The sequence below is a fragment of the Spongiibacter sp. genome, assembly GCF_041602295.1.
Taxonomy (GTDB): Bacteria; Pseudomonadota; Gammaproteobacteria; order Pseudomonadales; family Spongiibacteraceae; genus Spongiibacter.
This window is the reverse complement of sequence record NZ_JBFIGO010000002.1, coordinates 1-26,426: the sequence shown is the minus strand read 5'-3', so window position 1 is coordinate 26,426 and position 26,426 is coordinate 1. Positions and strand designations below refer to the sequence as shown.

At 55.8% G+C, this 26,426-nt stretch carries 27 protein-coding genes; 19 read left to right on the top strand and 8 right to left on the bottom strand.

From position 1 onward, the window contains the following. Positions 1–156: 156 nt before the first annotated feature. The 18 genes from mnmG (at position 157) to ABYM29_RS00550 (ending at position 15,455) form a co-directional block, all read left to right on the top strand. Positions 157–2,046 (top strand): tRNA uridine-5-carboxymethylaminomethyl(34) synthesis enzyme MnmG, encoded by a 1,890-nt coding sequence (mnmG, locus tag ABYM29_RS00635; protein ID WP_372860818.1) that lies wholly within the window; start codon positions 157–159, stop codon positions 2,044–2,046. A gap of 1 nt (position 2,047) precedes the next feature. Beyond that, the gene (rsmG, locus tag ABYM29_RS00630; RefSeq protein ID WP_372860815.1) at positions 2,048–2,704 is read left to right on the top strand and encodes a 16S rRNA (guanine(527)-N(7))-methyltransferase RsmG; all 657 of its coding nucleotides are present in this window, start codon (positions 2,048–2,050) and stop codon (positions 2,702–2,704) included. Between the two features lie 10 nt (positions 2,705–2,714). After that, complete coding sequence (locus ABYM29_RS00625; protein ID WP_372860813.1) at positions 2,715–3,539, top strand: ParA family protein; 825 nt, start codon at positions 2,715–2,717, stop codon at positions 3,537–3,539. Further along, a complete protein-coding gene (locus ABYM29_RS00620) occupies positions 3,532–4,428 on the top strand; it encodes a ParB/RepB/Spo0J family partition protein (RefSeq protein WP_372860810.1) in 897 nt (298 codons plus the stop codon). Before ABYM29_RS00625 ends, ABYM29_RS00620 begins: the two co-directional genes overlap by 8 nt. A gap of 232 nt (positions 4,429–4,660) precedes the next feature. Continuing rightward, entirely contained in the window at positions 4,661–5,071 is a 411-nt protein-coding gene (locus ABYM29_RS00615; RefSeq protein ID WP_372860806.1) for an ATP synthase subunit I, read from the top strand. A gap of 35 nt (positions 5,072–5,106) precedes the next feature. Beyond that, the gene (atpB, locus tag ABYM29_RS00610; RefSeq protein WP_372860804.1) at positions 5,107–6,045 is read left to right on the top strand and encodes a F0F1 ATP synthase subunit A; all 939 of its coding nucleotides are present in this window, start codon (positions 5,107–5,109) and stop codon (positions 6,043–6,045) included. A 54-nt stretch (positions 6,046–6,099) separates the two neighbouring features. Beyond that, positions 6,100–6,339 (top strand): F0F1 ATP synthase subunit C, encoded by a 240-nt coding sequence (gene atpE, locus ABYM29_RS00605; RefSeq protein WP_251086350.1) that lies wholly within the window; start codon positions 6,100–6,102, stop codon positions 6,337–6,339. A 56-nt stretch (positions 6,340–6,395) separates the two neighbouring features. Beyond that, positions 6,396–6,866 carry a F0F1 ATP synthase subunit B gene (locus ABYM29_RS00600; RefSeq protein WP_372860802.1) on the top strand — a complete coding sequence of 157 codons (471 nt, stop codon included), beginning with the start codon at positions 6,396–6,398 and terminating at the stop codon, positions 6,864–6,866. Between the two features lie 12 nt (positions 6,867–6,878). Continuing rightward, on the top strand, positions 6,879–7,415 hold the full coding sequence (locus tag ABYM29_RS00595) for a F0F1 ATP synthase subunit delta (RefSeq protein WP_372860799.1): 537 nt from the start codon (positions 6,879–6,881) through the stop codon (positions 7,413–7,415). A 32-nt stretch (positions 7,416–7,447) separates the two neighbouring features. Continuing rightward, positions 7,448–8,992 (top strand): F0F1 ATP synthase subunit alpha, encoded by a 1,545-nt coding sequence (gene atpA, locus ABYM29_RS00590; RefSeq protein ID WP_372860797.1) that lies wholly within the window; start codon positions 7,448–7,450, stop codon positions 8,990–8,992. A gap of 52 nt (positions 8,993–9,044) precedes the next feature. Further along, on the top strand, positions 9,045–9,911 hold the full coding sequence (gene atpG / locus ABYM29_RS00585) for a F0F1 ATP synthase subunit gamma (protein ID WP_372860795.1): 867 nt from the start codon (positions 9,045–9,047) through the stop codon (positions 9,909–9,911). 53 nt (positions 9,912–9,964) lie between these two features. Then, positions 9,965–11,362, top strand: a complete 1,398-nt coding sequence (gene atpD / locus ABYM29_RS00580) for a F0F1 ATP synthase subunit beta (protein ID WP_372860793.1) — start codon at positions 9,965–9,967, stop codon at positions 11,360–11,362. A gap of 39 nt (positions 11,363–11,401) precedes the next feature. Then, complete coding sequence (locus ABYM29_RS00575) at positions 11,402–11,827, top strand: F0F1 ATP synthase subunit epsilon (RefSeq protein WP_372860791.1); 426 nt, start codon at positions 11,402–11,404, stop codon at positions 11,825–11,827. 758 nt (positions 11,828–12,585) lie between these two features. Further along, on the top strand, positions 12,586–12,918 hold the full coding sequence (locus ABYM29_RS00570; protein WP_372860788.1) for a hypothetical protein: 333 nt from the start codon (positions 12,586–12,588) through the stop codon (positions 12,916–12,918). 96 nt (positions 12,919–13,014) lie between these two features. Next, entirely contained in the window at positions 13,015–13,461 is a 447-nt protein-coding gene (locus tag ABYM29_RS00565; protein WP_372860785.1) for a hypothetical protein, read from the top strand. Between the two features lie 109 nt (positions 13,462–13,570). Continuing rightward, positions 13,571–14,197 carry a hypothetical protein gene (locus tag ABYM29_RS00560; RefSeq protein ID WP_372860783.1) on the top strand — a complete coding sequence of 209 codons (627 nt, stop codon included), beginning with the start codon at positions 13,571–13,573 and terminating at the stop codon, positions 14,195–14,197. 262 nt (positions 14,198–14,459) lie between these two features. Continuing rightward, positions 14,460–15,062, top strand: coding sequence for a class I SAM-dependent methyltransferase (locus ABYM29_RS00555; protein ID WP_372860780.1), 603 nt, complete (start codon positions 14,460–14,462; stop codon positions 15,060–15,062). An 84-nt stretch (positions 15,063–15,146) separates the two neighbouring features. After that, positions 15,147–15,455 (top strand): hypothetical protein, encoded by a 309-nt coding sequence (locus ABYM29_RS00550; RefSeq protein WP_372860779.1) that lies wholly within the window; start codon positions 15,147–15,149, stop codon positions 15,453–15,455. An 83-nt stretch (positions 15,456–15,538) separates the two neighbouring features. Here the strand turns inward: ABYM29_RS00550 and ABYM29_RS00545 are convergent, their stop codons facing one another. The 8 genes from ABYM29_RS00545 to ABYM29_RS00510 form a co-directional block, all read right to left on the bottom strand. Beyond that, complete coding sequence (locus ABYM29_RS00545) at positions 15,539–16,237, bottom strand: GNAT family N-acetyltransferase (RefSeq protein ID WP_372860777.1); 699 nt, start codon at positions 16,235–16,237, stop codon at positions 15,539–15,541. 228 nt (positions 16,238–16,465) lie between these two features. After that, complete coding sequence (locus tag ABYM29_RS00540) at positions 16,466–17,137, bottom strand: START domain-containing protein (protein WP_372860775.1); 672 nt, start codon at positions 17,135–17,137, stop codon at positions 16,466–16,468. Positions 17,138–17,147: 10 nt separating this feature from the next. Then, complete coding sequence (locus ABYM29_RS00535) at positions 17,148–19,484, bottom strand: TonB-dependent receptor (protein WP_372860772.1); 2,337 nt, start codon at positions 19,482–19,484, stop codon at positions 17,148–17,150. A gap of 84 nt (positions 19,485–19,568) precedes the next feature. After that, positions 19,569–20,834, bottom strand: a complete 1,266-nt coding sequence (locus tag ABYM29_RS00530; RefSeq protein WP_372860769.1) for an MFS transporter — start codon at positions 20,832–20,834, stop codon at positions 19,569–19,571. Position 20,835: 1 nt separating this feature from the next. Beyond that, positions 20,836–21,840, bottom strand: coding sequence for an alpha/beta fold hydrolase (locus ABYM29_RS00525; protein WP_372860767.1), 1,005 nt, complete (start codon positions 21,838–21,840; stop codon positions 20,836–20,838). Beyond that, complete coding sequence (locus ABYM29_RS00520; RefSeq protein WP_372860764.1) at positions 21,837–23,339, bottom strand: flavin-containing monooxygenase; 1,503 nt, start codon at positions 23,337–23,339, stop codon at positions 21,837–21,839. The genes ABYM29_RS00525 and ABYM29_RS00520 overlap by 4 nt, the downstream gene beginning before the upstream one ends. A gap of 9 nt (positions 23,340–23,348) precedes the next feature. Next, positions 23,349–24,167: an SDR family NAD(P)-dependent oxidoreductase gene (locus ABYM29_RS00515; protein ID WP_372860761.1), complete on the bottom strand. Its 819-nt coding sequence runs from the start codon at positions 24,165–24,167 to the stop codon at positions 23,349–23,351. After that, entirely contained in the window at positions 24,164–25,027 is an 864-nt protein-coding gene (locus ABYM29_RS00510) for a metal-dependent hydrolase (RefSeq protein WP_372860759.1), read from the bottom strand. The genes ABYM29_RS00515 and ABYM29_RS00510 overlap by 4 nt, the downstream gene beginning before the upstream one ends. Before the next feature lie 129 nt (positions 25,028–25,156). On the opposite strand from ABYM29_RS00510, the gene ABYM29_RS00505 reads away from it, so the two are divergent. Next, on the top strand, positions 25,157–26,218 hold the full coding sequence (locus tag ABYM29_RS00505) for a helix-turn-helix domain-containing protein (RefSeq protein ID WP_372860756.1): 1,062 nt from the start codon (positions 25,157–25,159) through the stop codon (positions 26,216–26,218). Positions 26,219–26,426: the final 208 nt, after the last annotated feature.

Below are 26,426 nucleotides of genomic sequence, written 5' to 3'. Positions count from 1 at the left end.
AGAATAAAAAACATAGAACTATCAACATATATATATTCATAAACATTTATTCTTTTATGTTTTAACAAGCTTGATTAAAAATTCACCAATTCATTGCAGCTCAGACAGAACCCCGTATAATTTCGCCCCCAGCAAAATTTCTCACTTAGGTGCAATGTGGACTATCCGCAGCGTTACGATGTCATTGTTATTGGAGGCGGCCACGCGGGAACCGAAGCGGCCCTGGCTGCTGCGCGCATGGGCGCATCGACCCTATTGCTAACGCACAACATCGAAACGCTGGGGCAGATGTCCTGCAATCCCGCGATTGGCGGCATCGGCAAAAGCCATTTGGTCAAGGAAGTCGACGCCCTGGGCGGCGCCATGGCGCAAGCCACTGATCGTGGCGGCATTCAATTTCGCGTTCTCAACGCTCGCAAAGGCCCTGCTGTTAGGGCCACTCGTGCCCAAGCCGACCGCGCGCTGTACAAGGCGGCAATCCGGGAAATTCTGGAAAACCAGGCTAATCTGGCCATTTTTCAGCAGGCGGTTGACGACCTGATTGTCGAGGGCGAGCAGGTACGCGGCGTGGTCACCAACATCGGCCTGAAGTTTTACAGTCGCAGCGTGGTGCTTACCGCCGGTACCTTCCTCGGCGGCAAAATTCATATCGGCCTCGATAACCACAGCGGCGGCCGGGCGGGGGACCAACCCTCCATCGCCCTGGCTCACCGTCTGCGCGAACTGCCATTTCGCGTCGATCGGCTAAAAACCGGTACACCGCCGCGCATTGATGCCAAAACCGTTAACTTCGACGGTCTGGAGCAGCAGTGGGGCGACGAGCCCCGGCCAGTGATGTCCTATCTGGGCAATCGCGCCATACACCCCGAGCAGGTGTGCTGCTGGATTACCCACACCAACGAACGCAGCCACCAGATCATTCGCAGCGGGCTGGACCGCTCGCCGATGTACACCGGCGTTATCGAGGGCATCGGCCCGCGCTACTGCCCGTCCATCGAAGACAAAGTTCACCGCTTTGCCGACAAAAATTCCCATCAGGTGTTTATCGAGCCCGAGGGGCTAAACACCCACGAGCTCTACCCCAATGGCATTTCCACCAGCCTGCCCTTCGATGTGCAGCTGGAGTTAGTGCGCTCCATCAAGGGCTTTGAAAATGCCCATATGACGCGGCCCGGCTATGCCATCGAATACGATTACTTCGAACCCCGCGACCTGAAAAACTCGCTGGAAACCAAGTTTATCAACGGTCTGTTTTTTGCCGGTCAGATCAACGGCACTACCGGCTACGAGGAAGCGGCCGCCCAGGGCTTGTTGGCCGGCGCCAATGCCGCACTGCTGGCCCAGGACAAAGACGCCTGGTGTCCGCGCCGCGACGAGGCCTACATCGGCGTGCTGGTTGACGACCTGATAACCATGGGCACCAAAGAGCCCTACCGCATGTTCACCTCGCGGGCGGAATACCGCCTGCTGCTGCGCGAGGACAATGCCGACCAGCGACTCACCGAAAAGGGCCGCGAGCTCGGTTTGGTCGACGATGTGCGCTGGGCCGTCTTCTGTGAAAAACGCGAAGCCATCGAGCGCCAGCGCCAGCGCATGGCCAGCAGCTGGGTACAGCCCGGCAGTGCCCAGGCCGAGCAATTGGCCGCTAAAATCGCCAAGCCGCTGGCCCATGAATACAATCTGCTGGACTTGCTAAAGCGTCCCGAACTCGACTTTGCCGACCTCGCGGCGCTGCTCGACGACGGCGAACAAGTTAGCGACGAAGTGGCTGAACAGCTGGAAATCGGCGTCAAATACGCCGGTTATATCGAGCGCCAAAAAGACGAAATTGAGCGTCTGCGCCGCCACGAAGAAACCCCGCTGCCCATCGATTTCGACTACGCGGCGATCGACGGGCTGAGCACTGAAATCAAGCAGAAGCTCGGCGACGCCCGGCCGCAGACCCTGGCGCAGGCGTCGCGCATTCCCGGCGTGACCCCGGCCGCGGTGTCGCTGTTGCTGATCACCCTGAAAAAACGCGGTTTACTGGAAAGGAAATCTGCCTGAGGTGAATGACGAACGCCGATTTTTGCAGCGCGGCGCCGCGCAACTGGGGCTGAGCCTCAGCGATGCCCACCTCGATGCGCGGATGAATTACCTGGCGCTGCTGATCAAGTGGAACCGGGCTTACAACCTCACCGCAGTCCGCGACCCCGGCCAGATGGTTGCCCGCCACCTGCTCGACAGCTTGAGTGTGGCGCCGCTGCTGACGGGCCAGCGGATTCTCGATGTTGGCACCGGCCCCGGACTGCCCGGTATTCCACTGGCGATTCTCTACCCCGAGCGCCAGTTTGAACTGCTCGACAGCAACGGCAAGAAAACCCGGTTCTTGATCGAAGCCAAGCTGCAGCTGGGTTTGAGCAATGTCAAAGTCCACTGTTGCCGGGTGGAGTCGCTGCGCGATGAACAGGGCTTCGATGCCATCACTTCAAGGGCCTTTGCCTCGCTGGCCGACATGGTAAGTGGTTGTGAGCACTTACTAACTCCTGCGGGGAGGCTGTTTGCCATGAAGGGTCAATACCCCGAGCAAGAGTTGAGTCAGCTGCCAAAACACTTTATCGTCGAGGCCTGTCACAACCTTTCCGTTCCCGGTGTGGACGAGGCGCGCCACTTGTTGGTGATCGCCCCGAATCACAGCGGTGAACTTACTGCGTGCGACCAATAGGGAACCGGCCGTGGCCACCATATTCGCGATCACCAACCAGAAAGGCGGGGTGGGTAAAACCACTACCAGCGTCAACCTGGCCGCCTCTCTGGCGGCGACCAAGCGCCGGGTTTTACTGATCGATCTCGACCCCCAGGGCAATGCCACCATGGGCTGCGGGGTAGACAAAAACGAGGTCGAGTACAGCGTCTACGATGTGCTGGTGGCCGACCGCGCCATCGCCGACGCCGCCGTCACCGCGCCGGAAAGCGGCTTTGACGTGCTGCCCGCCAATCAGGACCTGACCGCTGCGGAAGTGGAGCTGATCAATGAAATCGGCCGCGAATTTCGCCTGCGCGAAGCGCTGACAGCGGTTGCCGAGCGCTACGACTACGTGCTGATCGACTGCCCGCCGTCGCTGAATATGCTCACCGTCAATGCCCTGGCGGCGGCCGATGGCGTAATCATCCCCATGCAGTGTGAGTACTACGCGCTGGAAGGGCTCAGCGCTCTGCTCAACACCGTCAACCGCGTCACCCAGCTGATCAACCCCCAGCTGCAGGTCGAAGGCATATTGCGCACCATGTACGACGGCCGCAACAGCCTCACCACCCAGGTAACCGACGAACTGCGTCACCACTTTGGCGACAAACTTTACAGCACGGTGATCCCGCGCAATGTGCGCCTGGCCGAGGCGCCCAGCCACGGCTTGCCAGTGCTCTACTACGACAAACAATCCAAGGGCGCACTGGCCTATTTGGCGCTGGCCGGTGAACTTTTGCGCCGCAGTCAGCAGCGCGACACGCTGGTGGAAAATAGTCAGGGCAACGAACAGGTTGAGCAGATCAATGGCTAAAAAACGAGGCTTGGGACGCGGACTGGATGCACTGCTGGGCGCGTCGGCCCAACCGGTGGCGATCGCGGAAGTGGACACGCCGGCTGTCGAGCACAGCAGTGGCGCGGTAGACGGTGAACTGCGCAACCTGCCCATTGAATTTTTGCAGCGCGGCAAATACCAGCCGCGGCGGGAAATGCCCGCCGAGGGTTTGGAAGAGCTGGCCGAATCGATTCGCTCACAGGGCATTATGCAGCCCATTGTGGTGAGGCTGGTGGCCGACGAGCGCTACGAAATTATCGCCGGTGAACGCCGTTGGCGCGCCAGCCAGTTGGCCGGCCTGGACGCCGTGCCGGCGCTGATTCGCGACGTCGCCGACGAAGCCGCGGCGGCCATGGCGCTGATCGAAAACCTGCAGCGCGAAGACCTCAACCCGATGGAAGAGGCCCAGGCATTGGTGCGGCTGCAGCGCGAATTTGAACTCACTCACGCCGAAATCGCCTCTCTGGTGGGCAAGTCGCGCACCACCATCACCAACCTGCTGCGCCTCACCGGCCTGCGTGAAGAAGTGCAAACCCTGTTGGAAAACGGCGATATTGAAATGGGCCACGGCCGCGCGCTGTTGGGCCTGCCGGCCGAGCAGCAGAGCAGCGCTGCCGCCACCGTGGTTAGCCGCGGTCTGTCGGTGCGCCAGACCGAAGCGCTGGTGCGCCGCCTGGTCGATGAGGCGCAAAGCCCCGGTAACGCTGCGCCGCGTCTGGACCCCGATATCCAACAACTGCAGAACGCCCTGTCGGAAAAAGTCGGCTCACCGGTGCAGATTCAACACGGCGCCAAGGGGAGCGGCAAGCTGACCATCAAATACAGCAGCCTGGACGAATTGGACGGCATCCTCGCCCACATCAAATAGCTTATCTGGTGGCCCATCTCTGGTTACGCTACTGTATCTGGTGGCTGGCTGCAGATGCGCCTCGGGCTAGATCGCTAAATTCCTGATAATTAAAGCGAATTGTGAAACGTGCTTATTGCCGACTTTGTCGGCATTCGCGGTAAATCGGTTGATCCTTAGCCAGCGAAACCCTATAATTCGCCCCGCTTTTTAGACAAGCGAAAGATGCGTTGCGGCGGCAGGTGTTAAGGCGATGACAGCGACACAGAGGCGGCCGAAATCGGCACTCGACACAGTCAAACCGCCACTGCTGAAGATCTACAGCGCGCAGTGCATCGTACTGCTGGTCGCGACCGGCATAGTATTTTCAATCGACAGGGTGGCGGGCTATTCCCTGTTGATCGGTGGCTTGACCGCCGTTTTACCCAATGCGTATTTTGCGCGCCAGGTATTTCGTTACGCTGGCGCCGCCTATGCGCGACAAGTTACCGGGGCGTTTTACCGGGGGGAAGCGGGGAAGTTTTTGGCGACGCTCGGGCTGTTTGCCAGCGCGTTTGCCCTGGTCAAACCGCTTAATGAATTTGTCTTATTTGCGGCATATCTACTGGCTATGCTGCTGAACGCCTTGCTGGTGGCCGTGTTGAAAAATACCGGCGCAAGGTAAAAACCGATTTCTAAGTTTTGCAATGAGAGTGACACATGGCAGCTGAATCGCAGTCGACTGTTGGATATATCCAGCACCATCTAACCAATCTCACCTATGGCAAGCTTCCCGCTGGCTACGAGCGCCTCGACAGTGACGGTCACGTCCACGAAGTGCTGGCGGAAGACACCTGGACGCTGGCGCACAGTGGTCAGGAAGCTGCCGACATGGGCTTTATGGCCATTCACGTCGACTCCATGCTGTGGTCGATCGGTCTGGGTTTCCTGTTTTTGCTGATTTTTGCCCGCATCGCCAAGCGTGCCCACAGCGGCATTCCGCGCGGTGCGCAAAACGCCATCGAAATGATCATCGGTTTTATCGACCAAACGGTTAAAGACGGCTTCCACTACAAAAATGCCATGATCGCGCCGATGGCACTGACCATTTTCATGTGGATCCTGTTGATGAACACCATGGACCTGGTGCCGGTCGACTGGATTCCCGCCTTTATGGCCTGGGCCACTGGCGACCCGCACTTCTTCTTTAAAGTGGTGCCGACTACCGATCCCAATGTTACCTTGGGTATGGGCTTCACCATCTTTGGCCTGATGATCTACTTCACCATCGCCAAAAAAGGCTTTATGGGTTTTGTCAAAGAACTGACCCTGCACCCTTTCCACCACCCCAAGTGGTACGTAAATATTTTGCTGGTGCCGATCAACTTTGCGCTTGAAGCGATCTCGTGGATCTCCAAGCCAATCTCACTCGGTCTGCGACTGTTCGGCAACATGTACGCCGGTGAGATGATCTTTATTTTGATCGCCACTATGTTCGGCGCTGGACTGATTTTGGGACTTTTCGCAGGTGTATTGCAGTGGGCGTGGGCAGTATTCCACATCCTCGTTATTACGCTGCAGGCTTTCGTCTTCATGGTACTGACCATTGTCTACATGGCAACGGCGCACCAGGTTGAAGAAGAAGACCAGTTCCACTAAGGCAATTTGTTTTAACTTACTTTTCTTAACTTAAATTGATGTAGGAGAACTACCATGGGTTTGGCTCTGATTGCTGTTGCACTGATGATCGGTTTTGGCGCACTGGGTACTGCGATTGGTTTCGCACTGCTGGGCGGTAAATTGCTGGAAGGCTCTGCACGTCAGCCTGAACTGGCTCCGATGCTGCAAGGTAAAATGTTCCTGATCGCCGGTCTGCTTGACGCCGTTCCAATGATCGGTGTTGGTATCGCTATGTACGTTCTGTTCGTTGTTGTTCCCGGCCTGCCCGCTTAATTGCACGCATTCGGAATACGACACGTTCAGCAACTTGATATAGCAGAGGTATCGGCGTGAATATTAATCTCACACTGATTGGACAATCGATCACCTTCCTGTTCTTCGTATGGTTCTGCCACGCTTTTGTGTGGGGCGCTATTCGCAAGGCCATGGAAGAGCGTGAAAAGCAGATTGCTGACGGTCTTGATGCCGCAGACCGCGCGGGTCGCGATCTTGAGCTTGCTCAAGAAAAAGCTGCCAAGCAGCTTCGCGAAGCCAAAGCGGAAGCGGCTTCCATCATTGATGCTGCCAACAAGCGCTCCAATCAAATTATTGATGAAGCGAAAGAGACTGCACGTGCTGAAGGCGATCGCCTGAAAGCCGCAGCCCAAGCAGAAGTTGAGCAGGAAGTGAACCGCGCGAAAGAAGCGCTGCGTTCACAGGTGGCGACACTGGCGCTGGCGGGTGCTGAAAAAGTACTGCAAGCCTCTATCGATGAGTCTGTTCATAAAGACATGGTCGACAAGCTGGCCGCAGGCCTATAAGCGAGGTTGATCATGGCTGAATTGAGCACGATGGCTAGACCCTACGCCAAGGCGGCTTTCGAGCACGCCCTGGCTTCTTCGGCATTAGGTGAATGGTCACAAATGCTGGCAACAGCAGCCGCTGTGGCCAGTCAGGACGGGGTCAGCAAATTGCTGTCTTCTCCGGCCATCACCAGCGAGCAGCAAGCGCAGAAGTTTATCGACATCTGCGGTGATGCACTCAATGCCGGCGGTGAAAATTTCATCAGGATTCTCGCAGAGAACAAGCGCTTGGCATTACTGCCGTTAATCAGCGAATTGTTTGAAGCGCACAAAGCCGTCCAAGAGAAAACCGTGGACGTCGAGCTGACAACAGCCTTTGCGCTGGACTCAGAATCCGAGCAGCGTCTTGCCGACGTTTTGACTAAGAAACTGCAACGCCAGGTAAAGGTAAGCAGCCACGAAGATCGCAGCCTGCTGGGCGGCGTTGTGGTTCGCGCCGGCGACCTGGTTATAGATGGCTCGGTGCGCGGTCGCTTGGCGAAACTCGCTGAAGCAATAAATTCCTGAGCGTTTTAGAGAATAGGATTGAGGAACAGAGCATGCAGCAACTGAACCCCTCCGAGATTAGCGATATTATTAAGCAGCGCATCGAGAAACTGGATGTGACCGCTGAAGCCCAAAATGAGGGCACTATCGTCTCGGTATCAGACGGTATCGTACGTATCCACGGCCTGACCGATGTGATGTACGGTGAAATGATCGAATTCGAAGGTGGCCATTTCGGTATGGCACTTAACCTCGAGCGCGATTCAGTCGGCGCGGTAGTCCTGGGTGACTACTTTGATATCGCCGAAGGCCAAACCTGTAAGTGTACTGGCCGTATTCTGGAAGTGCCCGTAGGCCCCGAACTTCAGGGTCGCGTTATCGACGCACTGGGTAACCCCATCGACGGCAAAGGCCCTATCGATGCCAAACTCACCGACGCAGTTGAAAAAGTTGCCCCCGGTGTAATCTGGCGTAAGTCGGTAGACCAGCCGGTACAACTCGGTCTGAAAGCCGTTGACTCGATGGTACCCATCGGTCGTGGCCAGCGCGAGCTGATCATCGGTGACCGCCAGATCGGTAAAACAGCGATCGCTGTTGACGCCATCATCAACCAGAAAAACTCTGGTATTAAGTGTGTCTACGTTGCCGTAGGTCAGAAAGCTTCTTCTATTGCCGCCGTTGTGCGCAAACTGGAAGAGCACGGCGCTATGGACCACACCGTTATCGTTGCCGCAACCGCGTCTGACCCTGCTTCCATGCAGTTCATCGCGCCGTTCACCGGCTGTACTATCGGCGAATACTACCGCGACCGCGGTGAAGACGCGCTGATCATTTACGATGACCTGACCAAGCAAGCTTGGGCTTACCGCCAAATCTCGCTGCTGCTGCGTCGTCCGCCAGGCCGTGAAGCCTACCCCGGTGACGTGTTCTACCTCCACTCTCGTCTGCTGGAGCGTGCTGCACGGGTATCAGAAGCCTACGTTGAAAAATTCACCAACGGCGAAGTGAAAGGCAAAACCGGTTCATTGACCGCTCTGCCCATCATCGAAACCCAGGCTGGTGACGTATCTGCCTTCGTACCGACCAACGTTATCTCGATCACCGACGGTCAGATCTTCCTCGAGACCGACATGTTCAACGCCGGTATTCGTCCGTCAATGAACGCCGGTATCTCGGTATCGCGTGTTGGTGGTGCAGCGCAGACTAAAGTTATTAAGAAACTGTCCGGTGGTATTCGTACCGCACTGGCTCAGTACCGCGAACTGGCGGCATTCTCGCAGTTTGCCTCTGACCTCGACGACGCCACCAAAGCTCAGCTTGAGCAAGGTGAGCGCGTAACCGAGCTGATGAAGCAGAAGCAATACAGCCCAATGAACAATGCCGAAATGGCACTGTCGCTGTACTGCGCGAACGAAGGCCACCTGAAAGATATCGCAGTCGAAAAGGTACTGGATTTTGAAGCCGCGATCATGTCTTTCGCACACGCTGAATACAGCGATGTGATGAAGCAGATCAACGACACCGGTAACTGGAATGACGAGCTGGAAGGCAAGTTCAAAGAACTGGTCGAAAAGTTCAAGTCAACTCAGACTTGGTAAGACGGATAAAGCGCCCTCAACGGGGCGCTTTGCTGCTTGAGGATTTTTAATCATGGCAGGTGCAAAAGAAATACGCACCCAGATCTCCAGCATCAAGAGCACGCAAAAAATCACTAGCGCCATGGAAATGGTTGCGGCGAGTAAAATGCGCAAAGCTCAAGATCGCATGGAAGTGGGTAAGCCCTACGCGCAGCGTATGCGTGCAGTGGTTGGGCATATCGCCAATGCAAATCCGGAATACCGTCACCAGTACATGGAAGAGCGCGAAGTTAAGCGCGTCGGTTTTGTCATCGTCTCTACAGACCGTGGTCTGTGTGGCGGTTTGAACACCAACCTGTTCAAGCAAGCCATCAAAGCCATGAAGGGCTGGTCAGACAAAAACGTCGAGGTTGATCTTTGCCTGATCGGTGGCAAAGCCGCCGGTTTCTTCAAAAGCTTTGGTGGCAACATTGTTGCTTCAGTTCGCGACATGGGTGAAGCACCCAGCGTTGCCGACCTGATCGGCTCTGTGAAAACCATGCTGGACGCATACAGCGAAGGCCGGATCGACCGTCTTTACCTGGTGGGCAATGAGTTCATTAACACCATGACTCAAACGCCGTTTGTCCGCCAGCTGCTGCCATTGGAAGCAGAGCAAGACGATAGCCTGAAACACCACTGGGACTATATTTACGAGCCCAACCCGGAAGAACTGCTGGAAGGTCTGCTGACTCGCTACGTTGAGTCACAGGTTTACCAAACAGTAGTTGAGAACGGCGCGTGTGAGCAGGCAGCTCGAATGATCGCGATGAAGAGCGCCACCGACAACGCTGGTGAAATTATCGACGGTCTGCAACTGGTCTACAACAAAGCCCGTCAGGCAGCGATTACCCAAGAGCTGTCCGAGATTGTTGGCGGTGCTGCGGCGGTGTCGTCTTAAGACGACGCCGGCAACGGATTTTGAATTTTTAAGGTTTTTAAGAGGAACCTAACATGAGTAGCGGACGTATCGTACAAGTTATCGGCGCCGTTATCGACGTGGAGTTTCCGCGCGATTCCGTGCCAAAGGTTTATGATGCACTGACAGTTTCTGACAGCGGTCTGACCCTGGAAGTACAACAGCAATTGGGTGATGGCGTAGTTCGCGCGATCGCGTTGGGTTCTTCTGAAGGCCTGCGCCGCGGACTGGACGTCAACAATACCCACGAAAAAATCAAAGTACCCGTGGGCACAGAAACTCTGGGCCGTATCATGGACGTACTGGGTAACCCCATCGACGAATGTGGTCCCATCGGTGAAAAAGAGCGCATGGAAATTCACCGCGCTGCACCTAAATACGAAGAGCTGGCCGCGTCTTCCGACCTGCTGGAAACTGGCATCAAGGTTATCGACCTGGTTTGCCCGTTCGCCAAGGGTGGTAAAGTTGGTCTGTTCGGTGGTGCCGGTGTTGGTAAAACCGTAAACATGATGGAGCTGATCAACAACATCGCTACCGAGCACAGCGGTCTGTCTGTATTCGCCGGTGTTGGTGAGCGTACTCGTGAAGGTAACGACTTCTACCACGAGATGCAGGAAGCTGGCGTTGTAAACGTTGAAGACTTCAGCAAATCAAAAGTAGCCATGGTTTACGGTCAGATGAACGAGCCGCCGGGCAACCGTCTGCGCGTAGCACTGACCGGCCTGACTATGGCCGAGAAATTCCGTGACGAAGGTCGTGACGTACTGTTGTTCGTCGACAACATCTACCGTTACACACTGGCCGGTACCGAAGTATCAGCACTGCTGGGTCGTATGCCTTCAGCGGTAGGTTACCAGCCGACTCTGGCGGAAGAGATGGGTGTACTCCAGGAGCGCATCACCTCAACCAAAACCGGTTCTATCACTTCTATCCAGGCGGTATACGTACCGGCGGATGACTTGACTGACCCCTCGCCAGCCACCACTTTTGCTCACTTGGATTCAACGGTAGTACTGAGCCGTGATATCGCTGCAAAAGGTATCTACCCGGCGGTAGACCCACTGGATTCAACTTCACGTCAGCTCGACCCGCTGATCGTTGGTGCCGAGCACTACGAAGTTGCCCGCGGTGTACAGACGGTACTTCAGCGCTACAAAGAGCTGAAAGACATCATCGCCATCCTGGGTATGGACGAGCTGTCTGAAGAAGACAAAATGACTGTAGAGCGCGCGCGTAAAATCGAGCGTTTCCTGTCACAGCCTTTCCACGTTGCAGAAATCTTCACCGGTAGCCCCGGTAAGTACGTGTCTCTGAAAGACACTATCTCCAGCTTCAAAGGCATTCTGAACGGTGACTACGATCACCTGCCAGAGCAGGCTTTCTACATGGTTGGCACCATCGAAGAAGCAATCGAGAAAGCGTCAAAACTGTAAGTCCGCGCGAGCGGGCTTCATGCCTAAGAGGCTGAAGATATGGCTATGACAATACATTGCGACATCGTTAGTGCCGAGGAAGAAATCTTCTCCGGCCGTGCCAAGCTGATTGTTGCCAATGGCATTCAGGGTGACCTGGGTGTGACCTACGGTCACGCCCCGTTGTTAACCTCACTCGAGCCCGGCCCAGTACGCATCGTACTGGACAGCGGCGAAGAGCAGGTTTACTACGTGTCAGGTGGCTATCTGGAAGTTCAGCCCAATGTGGTCAGCATTCTTGCTGACGCGGCATTGCGCGCTGACGACCTGGACGAAGCTGCAGCACTGGAAGCCCAGAAGCAAGCACAGCACGCCATGACCAACCAGAGTGCGGATATCGATTATTCGCGCGCTGCGGCGCAATTGGCGGCAGCCACTGCGCAGTTGCGGACTTTGCAGCAGATTCGCAAGGCGATGAGCAAGTAATTCCTAAATGGGGTTACGAAGAAAGGCAGCTTAGGCTGCCTTTTTTTATGTCTGGGATTTAGGGCAGACTTAAGCCGCTGGGGCTTGGTGTTTGCGACGTTGGCTGTGTGATTAGATAGCGGGGTGGCGTTGTGTGGTGCCGTGTGGATAACTTGGCGAAATTCTTTATTTAATTTACTGGTTGATAAAACTGGTTTCGCCCTTGCTGGGCGACTGACTTCTTTTTACGTGAAAAAGAAGTAAGCAAGAAAAGCACGCCCCCACATCACTGTCGTCGGCTAATCGCCGCCGATCCCCTGCGCGCGGCCTTGCCCAAACGGGCGCTGCGGAACTCGCCTGTCGGCTCAGACAGTCCTCGCGCAATTTCCGTTTGGGCAAGGCCGTGCTCGGCAGTGCTGAGGGGGATTACCGTCCGTGCCAACGGAAGGATCGAAGGAAATGCTTGCCTAAAGCGTGGCGGGAATTTATGGTAAACGCACTAAAGCAGTTAAGGATTACTGCCCCGCAATGCCGAAGGAACGGTAAGGATTCTCGTAACTCTTCTCACTTCCTTCGTTGTTAAAAAGTCGGGCTGTTTAACACTTTTATCTAACTCGCCATCTCCCGGTTAATGGATTTTTGGTTAATTCATTAGAGAAATATTGATTTTAATACAGTGAGTTAGCGCGTAATTAAACGGCCGCCTAAAAGTGATAGATGGCCGCCCGATAATAATTATTATGAGGACGGAGTCCTCATAAACAGGCTGTTAATTGTCTATGAGCAAAATTATAGAATTTCCGTCGAAGGAACTCCGCGCTTCAAATCAAATGCGAGACGAGCTTATTGCGGGGTTGAAGATACGCAATCCAGCGGAAAAGCAAGAAGTCATTGATAGGGTCGTCGAAATTTTCAATGAATATGGAGGGCTACCATCGTTATCGTTCAGCGTGAACATCCCCGCCGGTGCAGAGTCAATCTTGCAGGAAATTGAGGCGGCGATGGCTGAGCAGTACCAAACGGTAGTAGGTTCGTTGCAGGAAGAGCTTATGCTTAAGCTATGTTTGGCTGAAGCAAAGCTAATATTAGCAAAGTATGAAAAAGACAATTAACAAGGCCAGGCAGCGCGACGTAAAAACCGACGCTTCGCTCTGGTTTTTTCGCTCCTGCTGGCGGCGTTATGAGAAAAATGAGCATAGGAGGCTCGAATGAAGAAACTGATAATCCTGGGTTTGATTGTATTGTCAGGCTGCACGACGTTGTCGAATGATTATTCATTTGTAACGGAAGGAAGTGAAACCTCTGAACTCCTTGTTTACCGGGAGTCGGCATTCCAGGCTGGTGCAGCAAGCTTGTATGTCGGTGAAGGGGACCAGTATTTTATGAAGTTGCGGAATGACCAATATTCGGTCGTTGAAATCGATTCTGGGAATCATGTTCTGCAAGCAAAAGCGGATGCTAGCCCTGCATCAATTCTAGAAGTTGATCTTGTTCCCGGAAAAACAACATGCATCGCCAGCAAGCCAAACCGGGAGATGTTGGGGGCGGCAATTATTCCGATCATTGCCAACATGGTTCCCACTTTTTTATTGGAGAAAACCGAGTGCCCAACGCCTGAAATACTAGCTGAGATGAACAATGTCTCTGGCTCTTAACTAGAGCTGGCAAGAATCAATAGGGCTCAGAGGAAGACTTTTGTCGTCGCGCCCGCAAACGGCGGCGTTAGACCGTGCTCAAAAATAACAATCATTAAGGAAGATGGGAATGAAGCCGATATCTCTACGGATCGCTAGCTTTATTGCGGTATTTCTTTGTTGTACTAGTCCGATTAAGGCGGCAGAACAGCAGTACTCGCTGGCACTTAATTTCACCCTGCAATTCGGCTCGTTGGCTGCTCAACAAGATCGCTGGGTAAGCAATCTGTTTGTTAGCCACAACGCTCGCGCGCAAGCTGATGTTTTGCAGTCATCCCAGCTCACCTCCTTGGGAATGAATGAAAATGCAGTCAGTAATTTGCTTGCCTCCTCTGGGCAAAACGCGCTTTTACTGACGCAGGGCGATACCTTCGTTAGTCCGTTTGCCCAATTTTCGCTAAGCAGTTCCGGCGTAAAAACCAGCTACCTCTACGGCATTCCTGTTGCCTACCACAACCCATCACTAATAAAGCACGCCAATGGCAGTGGAGGAGGCAGCAGTTTTTTTGCCAACCCTTGGGTGTGGGTTGGCGCCGTCGCCGTAGGAGCGGCTGTAGCTGCCGGTGGCGGTGGCGGTGGAAGTGATTCCGGCGGCGGCGAAAGCACAACGCTTGTCGGCGGAGATGACTGTAATGTTGTTGGTGGGGATGACACGGTCACTTCCGGAGGTTGCCAAGCAGCCGGCAACGACATATAAATCGGAGTGACATTGGAGGTGTAGTCTCTACCCTTCCCGTGTCGTTCATTGAGTAAAAAGTTTTATCTATGTAAGGCGTTAATCAACAATTTCAATGGGGTAATAATCATTGACTCTGCACGCTGTCGATAGTTTAGCTTGATGGTTCAAGGCGGAATCGCATGGCGGGTTTAACCGGTCTTTATGTGGCTGGGGGCGCTACGGTGTAGGCGAGTCTACCCCTGCAATTCACCGCTGAAATTCACCAATAAGAATTGAGCTTATGAAACTTTCCGAGAGGTTGAATATTTGGTCGCGGGCCTTTGGGCGCGGGGTGTATCCGCATCAGATGACGTGGTTTTTGGATTTGCCGGGGCGGGGTTTGATTATGTCGGCGAAGACGGTGGCGGGGCGTTTGCCGGTGGCACCGGATGCGGCGGTGTTGGAAGTGGGGCCGGGTTCTGGCTATTACAGTGCGGCGGTGGCGCGGCGGATTCCGCGGGGCATGTTAACGCTGCTGGATATTCAGCCGGAGATGTTGGCGAAAAGCGCGGCGCGCTTGCAGGCAGCGGGGCTGGATAATTTTGTCACCCGGCAGTCGGACGGCAAGGCGCTGCCCTTTGACGATGGCAGTTTTGATGCGATTTTTTTGGTGACGGTGTTTGGCGAGATCGCCGAGCGTGAGTCTTTTTTGCGCGAGGCGGCGCGGGTGTTGAAGCCGGGCGGTGTGCTGTCGATTACCGAGCACCATCCCGACCCGGACTTTGAGCACGCGCCGCAGCTGGCGCGCTGTTTGGTCGAGCACGGCTTTGTGGTGTCGCAGAAACACGGCTGGCGCTGGGCGTATACCTTGAATGCAGAGAAGCGCGCGACTGCCGAGGGCTGAGATACGCTCGCCGGTCTTGCTTTGCGTTGCCGCCCAGGGCTATAAGGGGCGGCAGGGTAAGCTTTTTATCAGAGGGTGCGGAGTATGAGGCTAATAAAAGTTGCGGTGGCGCTAGCGGTGTTGATGATGGGTATCAGTGGCTTGGCGCAGGCCAAGCCGGAAAAAGACAAGCCGCTGCCGCCGGGCCTGCAAAAGAAAGTGGACAGAGGGGGTGCTCTGCCACCGGGTTGGCAGAAGAAGTTGGTGGTGGGTGAGGTGATTGACGATGATATTTATCGTCAGGGCCGGGTGATTTCCAGCGATGGCCGCGGGGCGGTCACGGTAGATGTCGACGGCGAGGTGTTCAGGGTTATGGAGAACACTCGGGAAATTATCGAAATACTTGGCCGCTAGCTCGCCGAGACATTTTCGTTAGTTTGCCTCCGGCCGGCGAGGCGCTGCTCAGTGCGGGCAGCTGGGGGCGACGGCGGTATTACTCAGCTGCCGGCAGGGGGGTGATGGCGGTCGCTGCCGTCGGCAGCGACAGGCTCGATGCGCAAGCCAAAGGGGCGGCATCCGGCGCTGGTCAGGATGAGGAATCGGCCGAATAGTTTAATAAGGACGATTGTGCCGAAAGCGCTGTAGCCCAACTGCCGGCAAGATTGGAGCGAGCTTAAGTTGTTGGACTCAACGTAGGCAACGAGCCCCTGGTAGCCCAGCTGCTGATAGTGTTTGAGTGCGCCGGTGATGGCCAGCGCGAGCAGCTTTTTTCCACGATGGCGAGGGTCTGTATAGGCCTTGTACATGTAAATATAGTGCTCGCCGAAGAATAGCCTCAGCTTGGGAGGGTCGATGCGAGTCGGCGTTCGGGCATACCAGCCATAGCTGGCCAGTCTACCGTCGCCGTCGAGTATCCCATAGCACTCGTCCCCTTTGGACAGTGCTTCATCCAAAAACCCTGCAGACAGGCCGGTATTGGGGTCCAGCGCGAATGCGCGCAGCATGGTTTCATCGAGAAATTGTCGGCGGTATGGCGGCGGGCAGAGCAGAAAGGACGGGGCGACGCGCTCGCCGACAAATCCCTTAAATACCTTCAATAGCAGCAGGCGATTTGCAGTTCTAAGGGCTAGATCATGGACGGTGCTAGTAACGCCGAATTTTGCAACGCTGTTACGTATCTCGTTAACGGCGATCACGTCATATCCCCCCCTCTTGTTTACCAGCCGGCTTGGTGGGCCATTTCGTGCACATTAACGATTCGGATCAGCGTGACGCGGTAGCCGTGTCAGCTAAACAAGTATAGCTGACGCTGGCTGGGGACGGGCTTCAGCCCCCGCTTCGACGACAATTTCCTGCTTCAGCAGTGCCCTTGAGGAGGGCGCGGCGACTGCTGTGTCACGCTGGCTTGGCGGCCAGCGTGATACTCAGACATCGTCGGGGAGGGTGAATTCGCGATAGGCGCCGGCTTCTATCAGCTTGCGCATATTGAGCAGGGTGTTCAGCGGGGTGTCGGCGATTTGGGCGTTGGCCAGCGTCGGTGCCGGCGAGCCGCCGAGGTCGATGTGCAGCTGGTAGTGAATATGGTAGTTGTCGCCCTGGGGAGTGAAGCGCCAGAAACCGCGCAGGGATTTGGCGCGCTGAAATTTTTTGCCGCTGGGCAGCGTTGCCTGGGCCTTGGCGGTCAGAGCCTCTTCGTCGACGCCATTAAGTTCAATGGTCACGCTGTCGCCGTCGTTGTGAATGACAGAGTGGACCAGCAGTTCCCGGTCGGAGTAGGGCCAGGGCAGGTCGTTGCGCATATAGGTGTAGCGCTCTCTGGCGGAAACGGCGCTGAGTAATTGCGGCGCCACGCAGTTGTGCATCCACTGGGGGCAGGCTTGGGTGTCGTCCAGCAAACCGAGCAACTGCTTGATGCTTGCGCTGACGAGCATTTCGCCCTTGAACTCTCGGTAGTCCGAGCCGTCTATGGCGCGGGTGTAGGCGCGCACGCCGTCGCGCTCGGCGGCGAGCTGCCAATCACCTTCTTCTGCCAGTACGGTGTTGGCAGTTAGCAGTGCGAGCACGATTGCGGTAAAGATATTTTGCAGTCTTGCCATAACATATCTCCTAGATATCAATGCGCAGCGATGCGTAGTATTCGCGTCCCGGCGCCTGAGTGGCGAAATAACTGCCGGGAAAAAACGGCGAGTCGGTAACGGCGTTGAGGGTGCGTTTATCGGTGAGGTTTTTTACCCCCAGTGTCACCCCCCAGCTGCGCGAAATATGCCCCATGCTAAGCCGCAGGTTTAACTTGGTGTTGGCCGCCACCTTGGTGTTCTCATCCAAATCGGTATCGGTGTATTTGTCGCCGTTGTAAACAATATCCAGCACCGTTTGCACACCATAGTGATCTCCCAGCGGAAGTTCCAGCTTGGGGCTCACCGTCAGCGAGCTTTGCGGTGAATAGGCCACCTGCTCGCCGCCCAGATCCTGCTGCGCCTCGCGGCCGTCGCTGATCGGTGCCGGCGCACCCGGATAGCTTTTATAGTGCGAGTCCAGCCAGCCCAAAGCGCCGCTGACACTCAGCGGTTCAAAGGGGGTCAGCCACTGCCAGTCCAGTTCCAGGCCCTGAGACACGGCGGTGGCGGCATTGCGCACGTCAAAGAAAACGCCATTAAAGGCCAGTACCTGCAGGTCTTCAAACTCGCTGTAGAACACCGCCGCATTGAGGCTTAGACTGCGGTCGAAAAAGCGGCCCTTGCTGCCAAATTCGATGGTGCGCGCGGTTTCATCGTCGTAGGACAGCTGTTCGCCACTAAAGGACAGGGCGTTGTAGCCGCCGCTTTTAAAGCCGACGCTGGCGGTGGTGTAAAAATTGATCTCTTCGCTGGGGGCGTACATCAGCGACAGTTTTGGCGAAATATCATCGACGGTGCGCTGTTGGTCGCGCAGTGCGTAAGAGTTTGCCCCCAATACCATGCCGAAAGTGCAGGGCGTCTGTTCGCCGACGACCGGCACGATGCTGTCGCAGCTCAGGGTGCCGGATAAATCCGCCCGCTTCGTTTCGCGGTTGACCCGCAGACCCGGGGTGATGGCGAGGCTGTCGCTTAACTGCCAGGTGAACTGACCAAACAGCGAGATGGATTCGGTGCGGCGATCAAAGTGTAAATCGTAGCGCTGATTGCGCTGGGTCAGGGTCAGGGCATACAGCGCCGGAATGGCGGGCGCCATGTCGCCGGCCAGTTCGGCGGCGTCTTCTGTTAATACGTAGTCGGTGGTGTCTTCGCCCTGTTTGAAACCGCCGTGAAAGACGTAGTCGGAGGCAAACAGGTAAACGCCGGTGACAAAATCCACGCCCTGTCCAAGGCCGAAGGGCGCGCCGCCGCGACCACTGAAGCGCCATTCCAAGGTGTATTGCTGGTAGTCGTCGTTGATAAACATGGTGGCAATATCGGCGGGCGAGGCGTCGAGGTCGGCCAGAGAAGAGACTTGCAGGTCGGTGCTGGCAAGCACCACCGTCATATCCAGTTGATCGCTGCCCAGGGCTTCGCCCAGGTCCATGTTCAGTTTGGCGATATAAGTCTGGGTGGGTTTGTCGGCGGTGCCGGGGGTGTTGGAACTCATTTTATAATCAAAGGCGTTGCCTTCGATGTCGGGGTCAAAATCCTGCAGGTATTCGCGCGTATCGTCGTCTAACAGATACAGCTGGTTGCCCCAAAAATTACTGTCGGTGTCTGCCGTTGAGGCGCTTAGCTCCAGTTCAGTGCTATCGCTTAAGCGCAGCAGCAGTTTTAGTTTCGCGGCTTGGTATTCAAAGGCCTCTTCCTTGCGGTCGAGAAAGTAATTGTCCAGCTGGCCGTCGCTGCTGACGTCAATACCGGCAAGGCGCAGGCCAATGCGCTCGCTGAGCATGCCGCCGGCAGCCACTTCCAATTTCTTGCCCTGGTGTTCCGAGGCGCCGGCTTCCAGAAAAAATTGAAACTCTTCGGTGATTGGCCGAGAGGTCAGGCTGAATACGCCGGCGACGGTGTTTTTGCCAAACAGTGTGCCCTGCGGCCCGCGCAACACTTCTATGCGTTCAATGTCGTAGGGAATTTCCGAAAAATACGGTGCGCGACCGTAGAACACCTCGTCCTGCACCATGCCGACCGAACTTTCAAAGCTGGGGTTAAAGGGGTTGGTGCCAAAGCCGCGAATATAAACCTGTTCGTTGCGCTGGCCTTCCGAGGCAAAGTTGACGTTGGGCAGCTGTACGGAAAGTTCCGCAAGGGTGCCGATATTGGCATCGCGCAGCGCCTCGCCGGTGACCGCCGACACGGATATCGGCACATCTTGTAAACTCTGTGCGGTTTTTTGCGAGGTGACCACCACTTCTTCAATCATGCGGCTGTCGGCCTGTGCGGTGTTGACGGCGCTCAGCAGTATCGACAGTGTGAGGGTGTTTTTAGCAAAATTCGCTATCATTATTAAACTCCAATCTTCTCTCCGCGAAATACCAGCGGATTCTTTTGCTTATTAAGCGCGCGGCCTTATGGCGGTGGCTAAGCGCTAAAAATTATTTTTTGTTATCAGGCCAGCGTTTTTTGTTTTGAGCCCTGTTGCAGGTTCTGTCGCCAGCGGCAGGGCGATGAAAATCAGCGCCGCCAGGATCTTCAACATCAGTAGTGCGCTGATGGCATTGGCCAGCCCGCCCAGGGGCGCGATGAGTTGCGAAATTGCCAGCTGCGAAAGCACTGAAGAACAGGCCATTGCCAGTACCGCGATCGATTGCATACTGGCGCGCATCTGGGTGGGGTAGCGTTCGTTGATCAGCAGGCGCACATTGACCAGCAGGGCGTTGGCCATCAGTAGACCGAGAACATAGGCGCTGCTAATGGCTGCCAAGAGTCCGTTGGCATCGGCTTTTACCCAGAAGTAAACAAAATTGCCCAGCAAGCTCAGTGCGCAACACAGCGACAGCGCTAGCGCATAGCCGCCGAGGCGCTCGCGCAGCCAAACCCCCAGGGCGAAGCCCAGCAAGGCCGGCCAGCCACCGATAATCAAATAGCTGGTGACCCACTCGTGGGCCACCGCTAAATTTTCTACCGGGTGATAGATCAACCAGCTGTTGACGGCGGACTGGGCGATGTCCCAGCACAGCAGTGCGGCAAATAGCGACAGGGTTAATTTCCGCTGTCGGCCCGAAAATAAATCCAGCCAGCGATCGCCGCGCAGACCCTGGTGTCTTTCAATTTGCTGGTACTCGTGGCTTTCGCTGAGAAATTTTGCGAGCAGTGGCTGCAGAAAAATAGCCGAGCAAAAGAACAGCCACACATAGCGCCAGCTTTCCTCGGCAATAAAATAGGCGGCAAGGTTGACGCTGATCAGTCCGGCGCCATTGCCCAGCACAAAGATCGCACCCACCCAGGCCTGGCCCTTTGCCTTGAACGACAGCGGCAGCTGTTCCTCCACTGCCACCATGGTGGTGATGTGGATGGTGCCTAATAAGCCTCCGAGAGCGATTTGCAGGGGAATAAACACCCACAGGCTCGGTGCCAGCGCGCTGGCCAGCAACAGAGGGTAGGACAATAAGGCACAGGCCAGCAGCACGCGGCGGCGTCCTAAGCGGTCGCTGTAGCGCGCCCCCCACAGCGCCAATATGCCGCCAACCGCCAGCGCCGACAGCATCTTGGCCAGCTGGCCGTCGCCCAGTGAGAAACTTTTGGCGAGATAGGGCAGCGATGCCATGTTGATCGACAATAGGGCGCCAGCGTAAAAGGACAGCCAATAGATCACCAGTGCGGGCGCCGCCAGCAGGGCGTTAGTGCTGCGCACCCTATACCCCCGTCAATAAAGCGGCGCGCTGCCCTTTGGGGGCGATGTCGGCAAAAAACTGCTGCAACACGGCGGCGGTTTCGGCCGTCGCTTCAAGCATCGGCAGGTGACCGCAGTCGGGAATTATATGGCTGCGCAGTGCCGGCGCCAGTCGCCGAGCTTTACTCACTGCAGAGAAGTGAAATATTTGGTCGCGATCGCCCCACAGCAACAGGGTTGGCACCGCGAACTTGGGCAGCAGCGCTTCTAATTTATTCAGGTTGCTTTCATCGTCAAGCACGGCTGCGAACAACTGGCTATTGGCCTTCAGCCGCGACAGTTCCCGGGCAGACATCAGCTGCTTTATCGGTGGTGGCAGCTGCGGTGGCCGGGCCAGCACGGCGGCCAGTTTTGGCGAAAGGTCCTCAGGTGATTGCACTAACAGCGGGTTGTAGCTGCGATCTGTTAAGGCCTTCTGCATCAACATGCTCTTCTGTGGCGGGTCAATGCCGGCGCTGTTCATCAGCACTAATGACTGTACCTGCTTAGGGTGCTCAGCGGTGTAGAGGCCGGCAACGAGTCCGCCCAGTGAGTTGCCGACCAGGTGAACCGGCGGCAGCTCAAGTTGCTGAATAAAGGCGGCAAGTTGAGCGCTGAGGTTTTCGACGGCGTAGTCAAAGTCCTGGGGTTCGCGGCTGTCGCCGTGGCCGGGCATATCCACAGCGATGACGCGATAGCTGGGGAAGTTTTGCAGTATCTCCAGCCAAATATCCTTGCTAGAGGTAATGCCGTGCAGTAACAGCAGCACTGGTTTGTCGGCGGTTGCGCTGCTGTCACTATCTAAATAGGCCATGCTTACACCGCTGGCCAGCGACACTTGTTGGTAACTCGCGCCGGATAAGTAGCGTTGCAGTTGGGTAATTCCCGCTGCGGTTTGTAGCGGGGCGGTGTAGCAGGCGGCAATTGGCAGTGCGACCAAGGCCGATACCAGCGCAGCACCCGCTGCGATTTTATTCAGCGGCTTCATCGCGCCAGCACCTCGCTACCATTGACCCCGGCGACTGAGCACAGGCGGTAGTCGCTCAGGCGCAGCTGACGAACTTCTTTAGCGTAGCGATAGGTAAAGGTCGGCCAAATGCTGAAGTTCTTTTTGCCCTCGGTGAGATACCAGCTTTCGCAGCCGGCGGCCCACACGGTGCCGGGGAATTGCTGCTGCAGTTTGTCGTGAAAGCGCTGCTGAGCGTCGGGGAGCACATCGAGATAAGCGCCATCGATACTGTCGACTTTTTTCAGGTATTTAATCGCGTAGCTGATTTGCTGCTCAATCATATACACCAGCGAGGTATGGCCGATGCCGGTGTTCGGTCCCGCCAGTATCAGCATATTGGGGTAGCCGCTGACCGTCGTGCCGTAATAGCTGCTAAAGGCATTGCCCTGCCATTCTTTGCCGAGGTCGCGGCCGTCCAGCCCTTTCACCGTGACCCCGGAGAGTGGGTCGTCAACGCGAAAGCCGGTGCCAAATAAAATGGCGTCGGCGGGGTATTCCTGCTGGTTGGCGGCAATGACCCCGCGAGAAGAAATCTGTTCTACACCGGCGTCGACCACGCTGACATTGTCGCGCATCAGGGCGGGGTAGTAGTCATTACTGAGCAGGGTGCGTTTGCAGCCGAGGCTGAATTTGGGCGTTATTTTTTCGCGCAACTGCGGGTCGCTAATAACGGCGTCGATATAGCGTCTAATTTGCTTTTCGCCGTAGCGGTGTAACCACGAATCGGTGTTGAGATAGGCTTTAAGAAACAGCTCGGCGCGCCAGTAGATCATCCCCCGCCAGAGTTTTTGAAAGCCCGGTAGCCATTTGAACATCAGTTGTTCGCGGCGGCTGAAGGGTCTATCGAGCTTTGGCATCACCCACGGCGCTGTGCGTTGAAACAGGGTGACCGACTTGGCCTGTTCGGCCACTTTCGGTAAAAACTGGATGGTGCTGGCGCCGCTGCCGACAATCGCGACATGCTTGTCTTTAAGGTCAACGCTGTGATCCCACTGCGCGGAGTGAAATGCCGGGCCGTCAAAGTTATCCAGGCCGTCGAGGTCGGGGATAATGGGGTTGCTCAGCGGCCCCAGTGCCGACACCAGAAATTGGCTGTTGTAATGCCGGCCGTCACTGTCGCGCAGTTGCCAGCGGGCATTGCCTTCGTCGAACTCGGCGCTAACCAGGCTGCGCGAAAAGTGAATATGGGGGTAAATATCGTATTTGCGCGCGCAGTGGCGCAGGTACTGGTGAATCTCCGCACTCGGTGCGAACTTGCGCGACCAATCGTGCTTGGGCTCGAAGGAAAACGAGTAGAGCAGGCTCTCGACATCGCAGGCGCAACCCGGATAGTGGTTTTCACGCCAGGCGCCGCCAACGTCGTCGCCGCGTTCCAGTACGATGAAGTCGTGCCAACCGGCTTTCTTTAATTGTATTGCCATGCCTAGGCCGGCAAAGCCACTGCCGACGATAATTACCTTGGCCTGTTGTTCTTTCATGATGAGTCCTCAGGATACGTAGCGCAGCACTAAAGCTTGGTAGCGTGATGGCAATAGGCGTTGAACCAGGTCGATAAACGCCGCGTCTTTACCGACGATGATGCGGCGCTTTTTGCGGTCGATACCGCGGACGATAATTTGCGCGGCCTGTTCGGCGCTGGTGCGCGCCAGCTGGTGGTTAAATTGCTGCTTGGCCTGTTCGATATCGACGGCGCCCAGTTGGGCGTCGCCAAAGCGGGCGTTGTTGACGATATTGGTTTTAATGCCGCCGGGGTGCACGGTGCTGACGCTGATGTTGTAGGGGCTTTGCGCCATTTCCAGCGCCAGGCTTTCGGTAAAACCGCGCACGGCAAACTTGGCGGCGTTGTAGGCGCTTTGATTGGGCATTGCGATCAGGCCAAACAGGCTGGATATATTCACCACGTGGCCCCAGCGGGCGTGTTTTAAGTAGGGCAGGAAGGCCTCACAGCCATTGACCACGCCCCAGAAATTAATGCCCATCAGCCAGTCAAAGTCCTCGCGGCTGCTGTGTTCAAAACAGCCGCTCAGGTTCACGCCAGCGTTATTGATAATCAGGTTAATTTCCGCAAATTGTGCGGCGCTGCTGTCGGCCCACTGCCGGACCTGCTGGCGATCGCTGACATCCAGCTGCAGGCACAGCACATCGGCGGCGCCCAGGTGGCGACAGTCGCGCTCAACCTCGCTGAGTTCGCCCTTATCCGCCAGCGACAAGCGCGCTCCGCGGCGGGCATAGAGAAGGGCTATTGCGCGGCCGATGCCCGAGGCGGCGCCGCTGATCGCCACCACCGGTGCTTGCTGGGTCGTCATTTTGTGGCACTCGCCAGTTCTGGGTAGTTTCGCGCCCACTCGGCAATGAGTGCGCTTTCATCGGTGTTGTCCGGGTGAAAGTCTTTTTTGAAGAAGGTGAAGTAGGGCTTAAACACATGGCGTATAACGCCGTGCTTGCCAAAGTTGAATTTGAGCGTGCCCCACAGGTCGCGCAGCGACGGCAGCTTGCGTTCCCACCACAGCAGCTGGAGCTGCATGCGCAGCAGGCCAATGCAAAAGCCGAAGGTGGTGGCCACCATGACCCGGCGCAGCAATTTGCGGTCGCCGACGCACTGCATATACACATCAAAAGCGACAGATTTATGTTCCAGCTCTTCCACGCCGTGCCACAAAATCAGCTCGCGAAAGATGGCCGGGGCAGGGTCAGCGATTTCCTTGTTGCGCAGCATCCACTCGCCCATAATCGCGGTGATATGTTCCAGACATACGGTGGAGGCCAGTAACTGGGCGTCGCTAAAGTCACCGGCGGCTAGCATGTCGCCGATATTGTCGCTGACCTGCTGTTCCAGGGCGGTGACGCGCAAGCCGGTCTTTTCTTCCAGATAGCGGTTAACGCGTTTGTGGTTGAGCTGGTGAAAGCCCTCCTGGCCGATAAAGCCTTTGATATCTTGTTGCAGAGCGGGGTCTTGAATTTGTTTTTCAAAGGCGCGTATTGAGCGAATAAATTCCTTTTCGCCGGGGGGAAACATCGAAGACAGCGCACACATCCACGCGGTCATCAGCGCGTTGTCGTCGTACCAATATTTTTTAATATCGATATTAAAATCAAATTGCACATTGCGTGGCAGAATCTTTGATATTTCCGATGTCGCCGAATTAGCGGTATTGTTGCCGTCCATTTGCTTCCCCTTAAGCGTGTTGACCCAAACTGGTCGATGATCTTAGAGTAGGGGTAGTGGTGCGGACAGATTCAAACAGACCAGCTTTTAGTCCTTTTAGCCCGATTTAACTTTAATAAAGTGCGCACAATGACAGTAAAAATGGTGGGGAGAGGCGACACGGCTATCGCCGTTGAATACCTGGTGGCACTGCAGGAGCTGGCGTTTGAGCGCGGCATTGAGCCGCGACAGTTTCTGGCTGGCAGCGACCTGCCCGTTGATATTTTTATTCATGACGATATCAAAATAGGCAATGAGTCGCTGGTGCAGGTGCTGAGAAACTGTCCGAGTTTGCTGGCCGACCCGATGCTGCCATACGACTTTGCACGGCGCCTTACGCTGTCGCGTCACGGCAAGTTGGGTTTTGCCTTGAACGGCTGCGCAACGGTACATGAAGCCATTACTCTGCTGATTCAGCTTATCGATATTCGTATCCAAAACCTCAAACTAAAACTTGAGATAAACGGCGATATCGCCGAGGTGTTTATTGTCGATCAGCTGGCGAACCAGGATGTGCTAGCGCCGGAGCAGGCACAGATAGAAGAGATCTTTGTGCTGACGATATTGTGCTGCTTGGCGTTGATGGCCAAGCAGCTTATCGGCCAGTTGCAGTCTGATCGCGACATTGTTATCCACACCACCTACCCGAGCCGGGGGGTTGACCCCCGTCGCCAGCAGCCGGCGCTGGATATTCAGTACCAGGGTGAGCGCCACAGCATTTTTTTTCCGGCCGCGCTGTTAGAAATGCAGCCCACGGCGCACAATCCGGCGATATCACAAGCGGCATTGGCGCAATGTGAGGAAGAATTGCTGGCGATGAATGCCCGGGGCATCACCTTTACTGATCAGGTGCGCAATCTTATCTACTGCGATGACCGCCGGCATTGGCGGTCGATAGACGAAGTCGCCGACGCGCTGTTTATGTCGGTGAGCAGTCTTAAGCGAAAACTGAACCAACAGGGCAGCAGCTTCCAACATATCAAAAACTCCGAGCGCTTCAGCCGGGCTATCCAGTTACTGGAAGACGAGCGCATGACGCTGGAGAATATCTCCGAATTGCTGGGCTACAGCAACGCCAGTAATTTCAGCAAGGCGTTTAAGGTTTGGACCGGCTACTCTACCAAGCAATACCTCAATAAACACCGCGGATAGGTCGGCAGATTTTTGCCTCCCTGGGTGAGTATTTCTATGGCCAGCAGGGCATGACAGCCTCGACCACGCGACTCGATCGCTTTATCAGTCAACACAGCGACTACACCATTGCCGATACCCGGTTGCTGTTGGCGCAGGGGCGGATTGTGGTCGATGGCGCGCAGGCGCAGTCAATTGCGCAGCGGGTCACCAAATTCACCCAGGTGGT